The sequence below is a fragment of the Elusimicrobiota bacterium genome (assembly GCA_026388095.1).
Taxonomy (GTDB): Bacteria; Elusimicrobiota; Elusimicrobia; order UBA1565; family UBA9628; genus UBA9628.
Genome location: JAPLKL010000063.1, coordinates 95,347 through 109,440, shown reverse-complemented (window position 1 = coordinate 109,440; position 14,094 = coordinate 95,347). Strand labels below are relative to the sequence as shown.

At 63.6% G+C, this 14,094-nt stretch carries 16 protein-coding genes; 7 read left to right on the top strand and 9 right to left on the bottom strand.

What is annotated here, in order from left to right; all coding sequences use genetic code 11:
* A complete protein-coding gene (locus NTY77_15650) occupies positions 1 to 405 on the bottom strand; it encodes a response regulator (protein ID MCX5796930.1) in 405 nt (134 codons plus the stop codon).
* Positions 406 to 469: 64 nt separating this feature from the next.
* Here NTY77_15650 and NTY77_15645 point away from each other — a divergent pair, with 64 nt between their 5' ends.
* Both NTY77_15645 and NTY77_15640 read left to right on the top strand, forming a co-directional pair.
* The gene (locus NTY77_15645) at positions 470 to 1,420 is read left to right on the top strand and encodes a LysR family transcriptional regulator (GenBank protein MCX5796929.1); all 951 of its coding nucleotides are present in this window, start codon (positions 470 to 472) and stop codon (positions 1,418 to 1,420) included.
* A 59-nt stretch (positions 1,421 to 1,479) separates the two neighbouring features.
* Positions 1,480 to 2,490 (top strand): hypothetical protein, encoded by a 1,011-nt coding sequence (locus NTY77_15640; protein MCX5796928.1) that lies wholly within the window; start codon positions 1,480 to 1,482, stop codon positions 2,488 to 2,490.
* Positions 2,491 to 2,494: 4 nt separating this feature from the next.
* On the opposite strand, the gene NTY77_15635 is transcribed toward NTY77_15640, so the two are convergent.
* The 3 genes from NTY77_15635 to NTY77_15625 are packed head-to-tail and all read right to left on the bottom strand — an operon-like array spanning position 2,495 to position 5,582.
* Positions 2,495 to 2,953, bottom strand: a complete 459-nt coding sequence (locus tag NTY77_15635; GenBank protein MCX5796927.1) for a hydrogenase maturation protease — start codon at positions 2,951 to 2,953, stop codon at positions 2,495 to 2,497.
* Positions 2,954 to 2,960: 7 nt separating this feature from the next.
* Positions 2,961 to 4,103, bottom strand: coding sequence for a type III PLP-dependent enzyme (locus NTY77_15630; GenBank protein MCX5796926.1), 1,143 nt, complete (start codon positions 4,101 to 4,103; stop codon positions 2,961 to 2,963).
* Positions 4,104 to 4,124: 21 nt separating this feature from the next.
* Positions 4,125 to 5,582 (bottom strand): saccharopine dehydrogenase NADP-binding domain-containing protein, encoded by a 1,458-nt coding sequence (locus NTY77_15625; protein ID MCX5796925.1) that lies wholly within the window; start codon positions 5,580 to 5,582, stop codon positions 4,125 to 4,127.
* A gap of 119 nt (positions 5,583 to 5,701) precedes the next feature.
* Between NTY77_15625 and NTY77_15620 the strand changes: the two genes are divergently transcribed.
* On the top strand, positions 5,702 to 6,589 hold the full coding sequence (locus NTY77_15620; protein ID MCX5796924.1) for a hypothetical protein: 888 nt from the start codon (positions 5,702 to 5,704) through the stop codon (positions 6,587 to 6,589).
* Here NTY77_15620 and NTY77_15615 read toward each other — a convergent pair.
* Entirely contained in the window at positions 6,574 to 7,074 is a 501-nt protein-coding gene (locus tag NTY77_15615) for a hypothetical protein (protein MCX5796923.1), read from the bottom strand. The genes NTY77_15620 and NTY77_15615 overlap by 16 nt on opposite strands.
* 10 nt (positions 7,075 to 7,084) lie before the next feature.
* Positions 7,085 to 7,615: a hypothetical protein gene (locus NTY77_15610; protein MCX5796922.1), complete on the bottom strand. Its 531-nt coding sequence runs from the start codon at positions 7,613 to 7,615 to the stop codon at positions 7,085 to 7,087.
* A 484-nt stretch (positions 7,616 to 8,099) separates the two neighbouring features.
* On the opposite strand from NTY77_15610, the gene NTY77_15605 reads away from it, so the two are divergent.
* From NTY77_15605 to NTY77_15590, 4 genes are all read left to right on the top strand, one after another.
* Entirely contained in the window at positions 8,100 to 9,653 is a 1,554-nt protein-coding gene (locus NTY77_15605; protein ID MCX5796921.1) for a hypothetical protein, read from the top strand.
* 126 nt (positions 9,654 to 9,779) lie between these two features.
* Entirely contained in the window at positions 9,780 to 10,163 is a 384-nt protein-coding gene (locus NTY77_15600; protein ID MCX5796920.1) for a carboxymuconolactone decarboxylase family protein, read from the top strand.
* 10 nt (positions 10,164 to 10,173) lie between these two features.
* Positions 10,174 to 10,728 carry a hypothetical protein gene (locus tag NTY77_15595; GenBank protein MCX5796919.1) on the top strand — a complete coding sequence of 185 codons (555 nt, stop codon included), beginning with the start codon at positions 10,174 to 10,176 and terminating at the stop codon, positions 10,726 to 10,728.
* A gap of 46 nt (positions 10,729 to 10,774) precedes the next feature.
* Complete coding sequence (locus NTY77_15590) at positions 10,775 to 11,149, top strand: hypothetical protein (protein ID MCX5796918.1); 375 nt, start codon at positions 10,775 to 10,777, stop codon at positions 11,147 to 11,149.
* 10 nt (positions 11,150 to 11,159) lie between these two features.
* Here the strand turns inward: NTY77_15590 and NTY77_15585 are convergent, their stop codons facing one another.
* Genes NTY77_15585 through NTY77_15575 form a run of 3 tightly spaced genes read right to left on the bottom strand, consistent with a single transcriptional unit; the run spans position 11,160 to position 14,093 of the window.
* Complete coding sequence (locus NTY77_15585) at positions 11,160 to 12,476, bottom strand: Ni/Fe hydrogenase subunit alpha (protein ID MCX5796917.1); 1,317 nt, start codon at positions 12,474 to 12,476, stop codon at positions 11,160 to 11,162.
* Positions 12,473 to 13,225, bottom strand: coding sequence for a hypothetical protein (locus NTY77_15580; protein MCX5796916.1), 753 nt, complete (start codon positions 13,223 to 13,225; stop codon positions 12,473 to 12,475). Before NTY77_15580 ends, NTY77_15585 begins: the two co-directional genes overlap by 4 nt.
* 1 nt (position 13,226) lies before the next feature.
* Positions 13,227 to 14,093 (bottom strand): FAD/NAD(P)-binding protein, encoded by an 867-nt coding sequence (locus tag NTY77_15575; GenBank protein ID MCX5796915.1) that lies wholly within the window; start codon positions 14,091 to 14,093, stop codon positions 13,227 to 13,229.
* Position 14,094 lies beyond the last annotated feature (1 nt).

Here is a 14,094-nt window from a genome sequence, read left to right as displayed (position 1 = left end):
TCACCCTTGCTCTATCCGGCCTTCCACCAAGCGCACGATGGCGTTGCGCAGTTCCCCGGGGGCGAACGGCTTGGCCAGGACCGCGTCGCCCTGGCCCTCCAGCAGGCGGCGCCAGGCTGCCTCCTCATTCATGGAGGTCAGGAACAGGACCGGGATGTGCCGGAACTCGGCGCGGCTGCGCAGGCGCCGGGCCAGGCTGACGCCGTCCTCTCCTGGCGCCTGCGGGTTCAGGATGACGAGGTCGGGCTCATAGGCCTCCACGGTCTCCATGAACTCGGAGCCGTCCGGCAGGGCGATGAGCCGGTAGGACCGGGGCATGGCCGCGGCCACCTCCGCGCGCACGGACGCGTCGTCGTCCACGGCCAGGACCACCGTCGCCACCGAGGGCAGGCTGCGGATCTTCACACCCATAGGATAGCGCGGCACCTGGTATTTGTAAAAGCGATATTTATGATATATCCTATCGGTTATGTCGATGATGCCTTTCAACTTCAACCAGCTCTACTATTTCTGGATCATCACCAAGGCGGGCAGCATCTCCGCGGCCACGCGCCAGCTCCTGCTCAACCAGTCCACGCTGAGCCAGCAGCTCCAGCAGTTGGAGCGCTCCGTGGGCCGGCGCCTGCTGCTGCGCTCCCGGCGCGGGGTGACCCCGAACACGGAGGGGCGGGTGGTCTTCGAGTACTGCGAGCGCATCTTCGGCCAGGCCGAGGAGCTGGCCGGCCGGCTGCGCGGCGGCGAAGCCGCGGCCACGCGCTATCTGCGGCTGGGCTTCTGCCGCTCCATCTCGCGCGAGAAGGTCCTGGCCGTGGCCCAGGCGGTCAAGGAGCGCGAGCCCGGGATGATCGTGAAGATCGCCTCCGGCACCCCCGAGGGGCTGGAGGACAAGCTGCGCCGGCGCATGTTCGACATCGTCCTTTCCAACGTGGACTTCTCCCCGGCCTTGGGCCCGGATTTCCGCAGCCGCTTGGTGGCGAGCATCCCGCACTTCTTCGTGGCCACGCCCGCGCTCAAGGCCCGGGGCCGGAGCTTTCCCCGGATGCTGGAGGAGCTGCCGCTCATGGTGCGCGCCGAGGACAACCCGCTGCACAAAGACGCCATGGATTTCCTGCGCCGCAACGGGGTCCTGCCCAGCATCCAGGCCGAGGTGGAGGACCCGGACCTCATCCTGGCCATGGCCCTGCGCGGAGAAGGCGTGGGCTTCCTGGACCCCTTCACCATCCAGCGCCACCTGGAGCGGGGCCGCCTCGTGAAGCTCCACGAGCGGTCCTTGGGGATACGCGAGAACCTGTGGCTGCTGTGCAGCCGGCATCCGCACTCCAGCGCGCCGGTGCAAGAGGCGATGGACGCGCTCCTGGGCGGGTTCCGGCTGGACTGGCGCACTCTGCGCTCCGGGACCAGCGGCCGAGACATATCTTGACAGCGCCCCCTTCCCGGGGCTATATCCATTGTTGAAGCTCCCTAATTCAGGAGGTGGGGATGCCCCTCTGGCCGGCCGCCTTGCTTCTCCTTTCCGCCACGGCCTTCGCGGACCAGGCCCAGGACGCCCTGTGCCGGCTGGCCGGCGGGTCCTGCGACAAGGTCCGCGCGAAAGTGGCCGCGGTCCCGGGGGCTCTCGTGGCCACGGCGAAGCTTCCCATATCGCCGGAATGTCCGCAGGCGGCCGCGCAGCAGCTCGCTCAGGCCTCTGAGCGCGCCGCGGATGCCGCGTCCTCCTGCCTGAACCGGCTCAATCCCGCCATGTCCGGCAAGATCCAGAAAGCCCTGGCCCGGAATAAACTGCGCCTGCTCTGCGGCGACGAGACCGGCACGGAGGGCGGCCGCATCGAGCGCTATCAGGACGGCTCCGTGGACCTGGTGCTGCCGCTGAAGACCCACGCCATCCAATATCCCCTGGACGCGCGCATATTCCACGAGCTGATCCACGCCGTGGACCCCGGCGCCCAGTACATCGTCTCGGCCCAGGTCCACGCCCGGCCCGGTTCCCCGGACGCGGTCTACGGCTGCCAGTTCGCCTGCTTCGGGGGCGTGGGCACCGACGAGGTGGACCGGCTGCGCAACTACCAGTCCCAGGGCTCGGTGAGCATACCGGAGCTCGAAGACTACTCCTGCGCGGGCAAGGCGGATCAGAGGGAGTGCCCCACCTTGCGCCGCTACGCCTATCTCTGCAAGCTCGGCAAGCCGATGATCGACGAGGAGGCCCTGCGCAAGGTCCGCGCCAAGGACCTGCCCGCCTGCCTTGTGGAGAAGCTCATGAACGACTGCCCGGACAAGGCCTGTGTCACTTTGCGCGGGCGCTTCGAGGCCTCCAGCTCGGAGTCGGGAGGCAAGCCGCCTCCCGAGATGCTGAAGTACATGCTCGACGTGGGCGGCGCCTTGGGCGCGGCTTTGGGACCGGACCAGGACGAATCCGGCCTGGCCACGCCGGACGCGAAAGCCCTTTTTAAGTCAGCGAAGGCCAGGGGCTATCACAAGGCCTGCATGAGATAGCCGCCTAGCTCGGCCCGAGGCAGCGCCGGATGGCGGCCTCGGCATACTCGTCGAGGCGCGCCTGCAAGGCCGCGGAGAGTCCCATCTCGCTCTTGACGGTCTCCGGCTCGATGCCCATCAAGGTGATGGGGGGGATGCGGTACTTCAGCTCCCGGGCGAACTCCAGGACCTTGAGCAGGTCGCCTTCATGCGTGGAGAACCCGGCGAGCTGCTTTCTGGTCTCCACGTCCTCCGGCCTGAAGAACTCGTAATCGCCGGCCTTGCGGCCCATCTTCGCGCTGTCCACGATGAGGATATGCTCGCTGTCCTTCTCCAGGTAGTTCAGGAGGTTCACCATGTTGCCGGAAAGGTCGATGGCCCGGAAGCCTCGCTCCAACCCCCCCTCCGCGATGCGCTCGACGATGCGCAAGCCGATGGAATCGTCGAAGGCCGCGTAGGTGCCGACCCCGATGAGATAGCGCAAGCCCGACCTAGCGGTTGACGTGCACCACCTTCGCGGGCGGGAAGCCGTTGAAGTAGGTGGACGAGGCGTGGCTGTAGGCCCCGATGTTCGGGCTATAGAGGAGCTCCCCGAGCTCCAGGTCCGCGGGGAGGCTCTCCGACATGGAGATGACGTCCAGCGCGTCGCAGGTCGGGCCGAAGACGCCGCAGATCTGCGCCGGGCCCTTGCGGAAGGACTTGAGGTGGTAATGGCAGTGGTCGAAGATGATGCCCGAGTAGGTGTGGTAGACCCCGTCGTCGACGTAGTAGCAGACCTTGCCGTCGCGCAGCGCCTTGCCCAGGATGGTGACCACCGAGGTCGCCGCCGTGGCGATCATGAAGCGGCCCGGCTCGGCCAGGATCTCGATGTCGCGCGGGAAGAGCCGGTCGAGCTCGGCGTTGATCTTGGTGGCCAGCATCTTGAAGGGCTTGACCGTCTCGTCGTAAGGCGCCGGGAACCCGCCGCCGATGTCGAGCACGTTCATGCGCGTGTAGCCGCGCTCGCGCGCCTCCTTGAAGATGTCGGCGGCCAGGTTGATGGCCTGCACGAAGTTCTCGAAGTTGGTGGTCTGGCTGCCCACGTGGAAGCTCAGTCCCTCCACCACCAGCCCGGCCTTGACCGCGGCCAGGATGAGGTCCACCGCTTCGCCGGGCGCGGCCCCGAACTTGGAGGAGAGCTCCACCATGGCCCCGGTGTTGGGCACCCGGATGCGCAGGGCCAGACCCGCGTGCGGCGCGTACTTCTTGATCTTGTAGATCTCCTCGACGTTGTCGTAGGTCACCAGCGGCTTGTAGGGGTCGAGCTGGCGCAGGGTCTCGTTGGCCTTGATGGGGTTGGCGTAGATGATCTTGTCCCAGATCCAGTCCTGGCGCTGCTTGGCGGGCAGGCGCTTGATGTTCTCGTGGACGATGCGGAACTCGGGCATGGAGGCCACGTCGAAGCTCGCGCCCGCCTTGTAGAGGGTCTCGACGATCTCAGGCAGGGGCTCGGCCTTGACCGCGTAGTAGGCTTGGACCCGGGGCAGGTACTTCTTGAAGGTGGCGTAGTTGCGCCGGATCTCCTCGTGGTCCACCACGAAGAGGGGCGTGCCGTGCCGGGACGCGAGCTTCTGCAGCTGTTTGCGCGGGATCATCTGTCCTCTCTCCTTTGAGACCTAGTCGCCGTCCGTGATCAGGAAGTTCTTGAACTGCCAGGGGTCCTTCCGGTCCACGGCCGGGTTATTGAAGCCCAGGAAGGCGTTGGTGTAATGCTTGAGCGGCGTCCAATCCGAGCGCTTGGAGATGAACTTGCCCAGGTAGGGCATGGCGGTCTTGAGCACGAACTCGTGAGGCAGGTCGTCGGGGACCAGCACGCCCCGCTCCGGGTTGTCGATCATCCACATCGTGGCGGCCACCACCGAGATGGCGACCTGCATGGTGGTGGCGTTCTGGTGCGGCACCAGGCGGCGCGACTGCTCGATGGAGAGGTCGCTGCCGCACCACCAGGCGTTGTAGGGATGCCCCATGAGCAGCGCGCCCAGGATGTCCGAGCCCTTGATGATCTCGTCGTTCATGATGCGGACCTTGGGCTGGAGCTGGTAGTCGTAGCCGCGCAGCTCGTTGAGCGAGATGATGGCGTTGTCGCTGGGGCAGTAGGCGTAGTGCACGGTGGGGCGATACACCGCCTTGCCGTTCTTCCAGACCGTGAGGTGGTCGGAGATGGTGAAGGCCTCGCCGTGGCGCACCACCATGCCCCGGATGCAGTAGTCGGGAACCCAGGTGGAGACCCAGGTGTTCATGCCCATGCGCGCCAGGCAGATCTGGTTCTTGGGGCCGCTCTTGTGCTGGTAGGCCATGGCCGGCAGCTCTTTTTCGTGCGTGCCCCAGCCCATCTCGGCCGTGGTGACGCCCTCCTCGCGGAAGCCTTCCACGCTCCAGGTGTTGACGAACTCGTCGACCTGCTTGGGCACGTCGGAGATCTGCGTGTCGCGCTCGCTGACGTGGATGACCTTGACGCCGAGCTTCTGGGCCAGGACGTTGAAGGTCTGGTCGCTGACGAGCTGGCGCAGCTCCTCGGCGGCCTTGCCTTTGACCTTGCGCTCGGCGAGCAGGTTCTTGGCGATGTCGAGCAGGCCGTACTTGGTGAAGTGGGAGATGAGTCCGGGGTTGGCGCCGTGCTCGAGCACCGCGGTGGGACCGGGCCGGTCCCACTTGGCCATCATGCGCCGCACGTTCATGTGCCGCCAGTAGAGGGTGCGCTCGGTGGGGTGCTTGTTCTCGGCGCCGGCGTAGGGGTCCCAGACCTCGGTGGAGGTGTTGATGTAGAGCACGCCGCGGTCGTGGCACCACTGCAGGAGCACGAGGGCGTCGATGTTCCAGGCCAGGTCGATGAGCACGTCGCCTTCCTTGAGATGTTTGCCCAGCAAGGGGCTGAGGTTCTGCTTGGTGACGCGGTTGCGCACCCATTTGACGCCTTTGGCGATCGAGGGCTTGAGCGCGGCTTTGCGGTCCTCGAAATCCATCACCGTGACCTGCTTGGGCGAGACCTTCAGGAGCTTCATCAGGATGGGAAGGGCGCATTGCGCCACGGCGCCGTAGCCTACAAAAAGGACTTTCTTATCGAACTTGTTCATGGGTGGAAACTCCTCGGCTTTTCAGGTTCGCTGGCATGATAAAACAGCGTCATGAATAATAGCATGAATGAGCCGCGCTCATCGAATGCGCCGGGCGGGCGCGTTCCCGGAATGGTATCATGATGATGATGAGAGCCGCGCCAGCCGTTGCCGCCGCGTTTTTGGCCGTCCTTGTCGGCGTCACGGGCTGCACGCATTACACTCTCAAGCCCGAGCCGGTGTCGTCCATGCCCCGGTCTTCGGAGCCGCCTCTGCCTCTGCGCGTGGGCCTGGTGCTCGACGAACAGCGCTCCGCTTTGGCCGTGAACGACCCGTTGACCACGCAGCAGATGCTGGAGCGCGAGGGCTATGCCTTCGGGCCGAAGTTCGCGCAAGCCCTGCGTCAGTCGCGGCTGTTCCAGGACGTGCGCTTCCCGCTGCGGCTCTCCCGGGAAGCTTACGCGGACGTGGACTTGGTCATCTCCGCGCAGTTCGGCTACAAGTTCAACCAGGACCCCTGGCAGGCGCCGAAGATCGTGCTGTGCGTCTTCACGGGACTCATCACGGGAGCGATCATGTCCGAGACCAGCCACCATCTGGCCCAGGGCGTGCTCTCGGTGGAGGACGCGGCCGGCCGGAGCGTCCGCTCCTACGACGAGACGGTGGACGTGGAGGCGAAGTCCATGGTCTCCATGTTCGCGGAGATGAAGACCATGAAGGTCGGCCCTCCGGCCGCGGCTGACAATGTCATCGCCAAGCTGGTCCAGCGGCTCATAGACGACCGGGCCTTGTTCAAGGCGCGGCCCGCCGCTCCTCCGGCCGTGCCTGCGCCTGTTGCGGCGCCGCCCGTGGCCGCTGTCGAGCCGACCGCGCCCGCGGTCGCGGCCGAGCCTGCCCATCCAGCGGTGGCTGTTTCCGCCGCGTCCGAGACCCCGCCGGAGGCCGCGGCGCCGCCGGTCCAGGTCCCGGTCCAGCCGGAGCCCAAGCCGATATCGTCAGAGACGTACGACGATCAGCTGTTGCCCTGACCCTGTCTTTCCAACTGCGCCAGGCGCCTGCGGTTCTTCTCGCTGGGCTCGAGTTCGCAGAGTCTGCGGCCGTGCTCCACGGCTTTGGGCCAGTCGCGGGCTTCCTCGTAGATCTCGGCCAGGCGCGCGTGGGCCGCGGCATTCTTGGGATCCCTGCGGAGCGCCTCGATGCATTCGCGGACATCGCGGTCGAAGCGGATGGTCCGAAGTTGCGCCGCGGTCTTGAGGTGGTGGGTCTTCCAGGCGTAAGCCGCGGCCAGGGTCGCGGCCACGATGAAGGGTAGGAGGGCCATGGCGATGTAGGAGCGGCTGGTCCCGGTGATGATGGCGTAGGCGAAGATGCAAGTGACCAGGAGGCCCGAGCGGAACACGACCTTCAGGAGGTCGGGGTCGGCCGGCACGGGACCTTCGGTCATGCGCTCGATGCGGTCCACGGCGTAGACGGACACGGCGGAGAGCAGCCCCGCGCAGGCCAAGAAGAGCACGGCCTGCCGCCTAGAGTCCTTCGGTGGGGGCTTTGGGCTCGCCGTAGGTGATCATGACGCCGTTGCCGGGGGTGCCGTCGCAGGCGCCTTCGCAGGTGAGCTCGATGAGGGCCAGGCGCGTGCGGAAGATGCTTTTGCTCTGGTAGTCGGGGGCCTGGGTGATGATGTATTTCTGGGAGCGGACGACGAGGTCGGTGGCCTGGGCTTCGGGAGCGCCGTATTTGTCGCTGAGCAAAGCTTTGACCTGGTGGTAGGTGTCGATGTACTGATCCTTGGCGACCTGGACGGGGTCGAAGAGCACGGTGACGTCGTGCAGGCCTTTGGCGCCCATGCGGTAGGTGACGGCGGCTTTGAGGCCGTTGATGGTGGTGTCTTCGAGCCATTGGCGGTCTCCCGCGGCGGTTGCGGCGGGCCGGGCGATCTTGAAGGCTTTCTCGTTCATGCCCCAGCTGGTGTTCTGGTAGACGGTGGGGCCGGCGCAGCCGGCCAAAGCGGCCAGGGCGAGGGCGGCCAGCGGGGCGGCGAGGATTGGTCTGCTCATGGGCGGTATTATAGCTAAACCTTCTGCATTGCCGTCATACAAAAAGCCGTCCAACCCCGCGGCTTCGCATAAAGTGGAAAAACGAGTCCACCTTGCCTGAGATAAGCTTCTAAAGTAGAATTTGACTGTTAGAGTCCTCTCGAACTGGCAAATCACAGTTCAGCAGACTCACATGTTGGGCATATCATGAACGAAGAGAAGACCTCATGCTGGTGCAATTGGCTCCCGGGATCGGCATGATCCCAGTCGGGACTGCTGCATGGGCATTCCTGGAGAGCCCTACGGAGAGAATCAGACAGCCGGCGGCAGATTGGGTTGCTTTTTCGGGGTTTCCCGGAAGAGTTTGGACGGACTTCGGTCGAACCAGGGTCAAGAGATGCTTTACTCAACGCCACTGATGGCTCGGGGGCGCGCTAGGATTGGTTTGGTGCCACTCCTTATTGACGCGTATGTTGCTGCTGGCCTGGCCTATGGGGCTTGGAGCATGCATAGTCTGCTCTATTGGCCTCTTTCCGTTGATGAATTCAACAACATGACAATCGGATGGCTCTTGAGCCGGGGGCACTCCCTCTACCGAGATATTTTCTCTAATCACTTGCCGCTGGACTTCTTCCTCCCAACGCTCTCGGCGGAACTTTTTGGAGGCAGCTTTCTAGCGTTTCGTATCATCCCCTTCCTGGTGTGGGCCTTCATCGCGGTCGCTCTTCACGCATGGATTAGGCGACGATATCCTCCGGAGTTCTGGCTCGCATGCCCGCTCTTCGTCTTTCTCAGCGCTTTTTGGATGCCCCTCTGGTGGGGCCAGATGCTTCTTGTGGAGAACCTGTGGGCCCCAGCCTGCGTCGCGATAACAATCATCTGGGGATGGCCAATCTTGGGGGCGCGTCTGCGAGCTTCGACGAGGAGCGTTGCCGCGAGCGCGGGGCTCTGGGTTGTCGCCGCGTCTTCGACGTTAGTCGCGGTTCCAGCATGTGTTCTGCTGAGTCCTTCCTTCAGCGGACTCAAGAAGAATCTCAGACGCTGGGCCGCTGTGTGGGCCCTGGGGACTGTCGGGGTGCTCCTGTTCTGGTGCCTCAGCTACGCTTCGCTTGGAGCCCTTTGGCAACAGGCGGTTCGTTTCAACTTCGCGTATTATCCCGCAGCCGTTGGGAGCCGAGCCGATTCCTCGGTCGGCGGCTGGATTGCCGGCAATGTCTGGGACACGCTGTTGTTCCTTATCGATATGCGCTTCTGGACGGAACCCTATGCGTACTGGGAGGCCATCATTAAGGCAGTTTGGTGGGGTGCCGCAATCTATTGGGCGCAACAGCGCCGTTGGGGACTTGCGGCATGGTGGATTCTAGCAATGTTCACCTTCCGAACTCGCCCGACGGTCTTCCTTGCGGAGGCTCCCTTCCACAGCGCACCTTTCTTTCTGATGGGGACCATGCTGCTTTCCTTGGCGCTTAGCGCGGTCCTGAATCGGCTGGCAAGATGCAAGAAGATGCAGTGGAAGATTCTTGGATTGGCTTGTCTTGCCGGGCTCCTAGCGCCGACACTTCTGTCAAAGCCCAGGCGCGAGTTGCACCAGCCGACTTATGAGACAGGATTCATGGCGCTCCGAGCTATCAGCGAAACGATCCGCCGCGGGACCAGGATCGACGATCGTATTGCCTCATTCCCAACCTCGCCGCAGATCTATTTGTTGTCGGAACGAGAACCTGCAGTGCCGAATGTAATGTACCTTCCTATGCAGGCCCAATGGACACCTCAGCATAACGGGACCCTTGATGCATTGCGTTCGGCAGCGCCAAAAGTCATCTTCATGCAGTCCGAGACCAGCTGTCCCGAGCTCTGGACACACTATGCGGCCGATATCGAGGCTTGGGTTCGATCTAGATATCAGGAATATCCACTGGTCTATCGCTTCCTGCGGCCCACTCGTTTTGGGGGCTTACAGGAAGGGGAGGTGCGCATCCCCGGTCTTCTTGTCCGCAAGGACTACTTCACCATTTTCTCTGCCAGGCAGCGGGTAATGGAGGGCGGCCCAAAGACCTAGCGGATGCCCAACATTCGGCTCTGCGGGCGCGCGCAGTTTCGGCGCAAAGTGGGGTGGCCAATGCGGCGCGCACATAGCGCGCGCCGCAGGCCGTCGCGTAACGGTCTTTTCACACATGGAGGGCCAATGAAATCTGCCAAATATCACAAGGGGCTGAAAAAGCTGCTTGAAATGGAGGGCGAAGCGGGCAGCGCTGTCGTTGAAAAAATGAAGCAGATCTCCCCTGATTTCACGCGGTATCTGCTGGAATTTGTATTCGGAGAGATATATGCAAGGCCTGGATTGGACATCAAAACAAAAGAAGCCGTTACGCTTGCCGGCATGGTCACCTTGGGAGCCGCGTTGCAAGTGAAAGTGCATGTGAAGGCGGCTCTGAATCTTGGCTTTACGGAGCAGGAGATCATCGAGATGATGTTGCAGTTGGCGCCGATAGTCGGCTTTGTCCGGGCGATGGACGGCCTTATAGCAGCGAAACAAGCATTCGACGAGTCAAAGGCTAGCCCTCAATAGCATGGAAAGAATGAAGACGCTCTGCCTCATGGGAACTTTGGCGCTGCTCTCGGGCTGCGTCCCGTCTTTGCACCCCCTGTACACCGATAAGGACATCATCTCCGATCCCGCTCTCCAGGGCGAATGGAGCACGGGCGAAAAGAAGGACAGCTGGAAATTCGTGAAAGAAAACGACAAGCTGTTCACCGCGACCTATACCGACGAGAAAGGAAAGCCAGGCAGATTCGAGGCGCATCTGCTGAAGATCAAGGACCGCATGTTCCTGGACCTCTTCCCAAGCGACCCCGAATTGAAAGAGAACGAATACTTCAAATGGCACCTCTTCCCCGTCCACACATTCATCCGCGTCTATCAGATCGAGCCGACCCTGAAGATGGCCATGTTCAACCCGAGCTGGTTCGTGGATTTCCTGGCCAAGTCCCCCCAATCCCTCAAGCACGAGATCGTAGGCGACAGGATAGTCCTGACCGCCCAGCCCAAGGAGCTGCAGGCGTTCCTCATCAAGCATGAGGACAGCAAGGAGATCCACTTCGAGCCTATAGAACTGCGAAGACGGGCCAATTGATGAAGAGCGTGCGCGAACGTGAAAGGATCACGCGAGGAGACATCGCATGGCGATAAAGATCAAGATCGTCAATGGGAAAGATTTTCTTGAGGTGACCGCCGATGGACTCATCAACCTCGATACAAGCAGAAAGCTCCTCGTAGCTGTAGCGGCAGCGGAGACCCCCCCGGCGGATTACGAGCTGCTTGTGGACTTCCGTGATACTCAGTCCGCGTTGTCAGTGACCGACATATATCAACTGGCGGGCGAGCTCGTCCGCCATGGGAATGCCTTCAGCAGGAAAGTGGCTCTCCTCGTCCAGCCGGGAGTCAACTTCGATCAGGCGCGCTTCTTCGAGACCTGCGCGTACAACCGCGGCTTTTCAGTCAATGCCTTCACGGACTACGAAAAGGCCATGCGCTGGATCCTGTCACCGGAATAACGGATGAAGTCTAGCGGATGAACTTCACGTCCAGGAAGTGCGTGGAGCAGGAGATGCACGGGTCGTAGGCCCGCACCAGCATCTCCAGACGCAGCTCCATCTTCTTCTCGTCCGCGTCCTCTCCCAGCAGCTTCGGCACCAAGGCCTCGAAGTCCTTCTGGATGTTGGCGTGGTTCTGGTTGGTCGGGATGATGCAGTTGCCGCCCAGGCACATCCCGTCCTTGTCGTACTCGTACTCGTGGAACAGGATGCCGCGCGGCACCTCGGTGGCGCCCGCGCCCTTGGCGAACCTGGTCGGCTTGGCCAAAGGCTCGTCCTTCACGCCGTTCTTGATGAAGTGGTCCACCAGCGCCAAGGACTCGTGGAAGCTCTCCACGATCTCCACCACCTGCGCCACGGTGTTCATGTACGGGTTGGTGCAGATGCCCTTGAGCCCCAGGTCCGCCGCCACCTTCTTGGCCTCGGGCAGGAGCTGCTCGTGGTTGTTGTTGAAGCGCGCCAAGGCGCCCGCCGCGTAGCTCCCCAGCCGGTTCTTCGTGTACTTCGCCGTGGAGACCGCGGTCAGGTACTCGTTGGTGCACGTCTTGTAGTCGGCGACCTTGTAGGTCTTCTTGTTCCCGTCCGGCAGCACGGTCTGGATATCCCCGTCATAGAGCGCGTAGCCGCTCTGCGAATGAAGGGCCATGTACTCCGTGGGCCGGTCGAAGGCCGGGATGGCCGGGGCCAGAGCCGCGATCGTCTTGAGGGTCTCCTCCAGGTCGGGCACCGCGGCCAGCATCTTGGCCTTGAGCTCCTTGAGCTCCGCCACCGTGGGGAAAGCGGAGAAGCCGCCCGGGATGGCCTTGGTCGGATGCGTGGTGCGCCCGCCGATCAGCGAGCCCCACTCGTGGCCCAGGCGCTTGAGGCGCAGGGCCCGGGCCACCACAGGCCCGTGGGTCGCGACCAGCGGGAACACCGAGGGAGCGCCTAGGAAGTCCGGCGCGGCCAGGAAATAGACGTGCAGCACGTGGCTGTCGAAGTTCTCCGCGTGCTTGAGCAGCGAGCGCAGCTTGAAGGTCTGCTCGGAGACCTCGATGCCCAGGGCCGACTCGGTGGCCTTCAAAGAAGCCAGCGTGTGGCCCACGGAGCAGATGCCGCAGATGCGGCTGGTGATCCGGGCCACTTCCGTGTAATGCCGGCCCCGGACCATGGCCTCGAAGAAGCGCGGCGCCTCGGGCACCTGCCACTCGCACTTCTGGATCTTGCCGTTCTTGACGTCGACTTCGATGTTGCCGTGGCCCTCGACGCGGGTCAGGTGGTGGACGGCGATGGACAGGGTCTTGCTCATTTCACGTCTCCTCTCTGGTTGGCCGTGAACATCCGGGTCTTGGTCTGCGCCCAGCCCTTGGGCATGCCGGCCCGCTTGTCGAGCACCTTGACCAGCGAGTCGTGGTTCGGCTTGTCCACGAAGCCCCGGCAGGCCTCGCAGGGGATGCCGTCGGCCGGGCAGGGCGCGCCGCAGCCGGCCCGCGCGGTCTGGCCCAGGCAGTAGTCGCCCACGTCGAAGCGGCAGATGGTCTCCCGGCGCTTGCACTCCACGCACACCGGGTAGTTCGGGATGACCGGGTCCTTGCCGTGCAGCAGGTGCGAGACGATCTGCAGGACCTCGTACTTGTTGACCGGGCAGCCGAAGGCGTAGTAGTCCACCTTGATGGCCTGGTCCACCCCCACCGCGATCTGGCTGTCCAGGTGCGGCAGCGCCGCGTCCTTGCCGTAGACGAACTTGCGGTAGTCCGAGGTGTGGTTCTTGAGCGCGTTGATGCCGGCCGTGGTGGCGCACTGGCCGTAGGCGATGACGATCTTGGCGCGCTTGCGGATCTCCTCCAGGCGCGGCCGGTCGGCCTCGCGGGAGAAGCTGCCCTCGATGAAGGCGATGTCGATCGGGTCCTTGGTCTTCTCGGACATGGCCTCGCGGAACTCCACCACGTCCACGTGCTTGAGCAGCTCCAGGAAGACCGGGTCGCCGTAGTTGGTGAACTCGATCTGGCAGCCTTCGCAGCAGGTGAAGTCGAAGAACGCCACTTTGGGCTTGGCCATCTTAGATCGCCTCCTCGAGTTTCTCGATCTCCGAGAACGGGAAGACCGGGCCGTCGGTGCACACGTACTTGTCGTTGATCTGGCAGTGGCCGCACTTGCCCACCCCGCACTTCATGCGCCGCTCCAGGTCCAGGTAGATGTTCTGCCGCGCGACGCCCAGCTTCTCGAGCTCGCGGATGACGAACTTGAACATGATGGGCGGCCCGCAGATGACCACGCGCGTGCCCGGGTCGATCTTGGTCTTGCTGAAGAGCGTGGTGATGACGCCCACGTTGCCCTTCCAGGACGGGTCGCCGCGGTCCACGGTCTCGTGATACTCCACGTCCTTGGACTTGCGCCAGTCGGACAGGTCCGCGAGGAAGAGCTGCTGCTGGGGGTCGCGCGCGCCGTAGAAGAGGATGAAGCGCTGGAACTCCTTGCGCCGGTCCAGCGTGTACTGGATGAGGCTGCGCGTGGGGCACAGGCCGATGCCGCCCGCGATGATCAGCAGGTCGTGGCCGCGCAGGTTCTCCAGCGGGAAGCCCTTGCCCAGGGGCCCGCGGACCAGCAAAGAGTCCCCCTGCGCCAGGCGGTTGAGGGCCTGGGACACGCGCCCCACGGAGCGCACCACGATGTCGAAGGTGTTGGTGCGGGTGGGCGAGGAAGCCAGCCCGAGCGGGATCTCCCCGTAGCCCATTAGGCCCACCTCCAGGATCTGGCCGGGCTCGAACTTCATCTGGCTCTCGTCGGCCAGGCGCAAGGTGAAGATGCGCTCCATCTCGGTGGTCTTCTCCACCCGGATGATCTTGGCTTCCTTGGGCAGGAAGATGTTGTCCTTGACGTCCTTGGCGACGGCCTTGCCGCCGCAAGTGCAGGTGGTGGTGGGCATA

Excerpts from the sequence above, each read along its gene's own strand:
- NTY77_15640 (MCX5796928.1), top strand. The coding sequence starts at position 1,480 with ATGCCCCTCTGGCCGGCCGCCTTGCTTCTCCTTTCCGCCACGGCCTTC.
- NTY77_15630 (MCX5796926.1), bottom strand. The coding sequence starts at position 4,103 with ATGATCCCGCGCAAACAGCTGCAGAAGCTCGCGTCCCGGCACGGCACG.
- NTY77_15610 (MCX5796922.1), bottom strand. The coding sequence starts at position 7,615 with ATGAGCAGACCAATCCTCGCCGCCCCGCTGGCCGCCCTCGCCCTGGCC.
- NTY77_15585 (MCX5796917.1), bottom strand. The coding sequence starts at position 12,476 with ATGAGCAAGACCCTGTCCATCGCCGTCCACCACCTGACCCGCGTCGAG.
- NTY77_15605 (MCX5796921.1), top strand. The coding sequence starts at position 8,100 with ATGCATAGTCTGCTCTATTGGCCTCTTTCCGTTGATGAATTCAACAAC.
- NTY77_15590 (MCX5796918.1), top strand. The coding sequence starts at position 10,775 with ATGGCGATAAAGATCAAGATCGTCAATGGGAAAGATTTTCTTGAGGTG.
- NTY77_15625 (MCX5796925.1), bottom strand. The coding sequence starts at position 5,582 with ATGAACAAGTTCGATAAGAAAGTCCTTTTTGTAGGCTACGGCGCCGTG.
- NTY77_15600 (MCX5796920.1), top strand. The coding sequence starts at position 9,780 with ATGAAATCTGCCAAATATCACAAGGGGCTGAAAAAGCTGCTTGAAATG.
- NTY77_15575 (MCX5796915.1), bottom strand. The coding sequence starts at position 14,093 with ATGCCCACCACCACCTGCACTTGCGGCGGCAAGGCCGTCGCCAAGGAC.
- NTY77_15580 (MCX5796916.1), bottom strand. The coding sequence starts at position 13,225 with ATGGCCAAGCCCAAAGTGGCGTTCTTCGACTTCACCTGCTGCGAAGGC.
- NTY77_15645 (MCX5796929.1), top strand. The coding sequence starts at position 470 with ATGTCGATGATGCCTTTCAACTTCAACCAGCTCTACTATTTCTGGATC.
- NTY77_15620 (MCX5796924.1), top strand. The coding sequence starts at position 5,702 with ATGATGATGATGAGAGCCGCGCCAGCCGTTGCCGCCGCGTTTTTGGCC.
- NTY77_15595 (MCX5796919.1), top strand. The coding sequence starts at position 10,174 with ATGAAGACGCTCTGCCTCATGGGAACTTTGGCGCTGCTCTCGGGCTGC.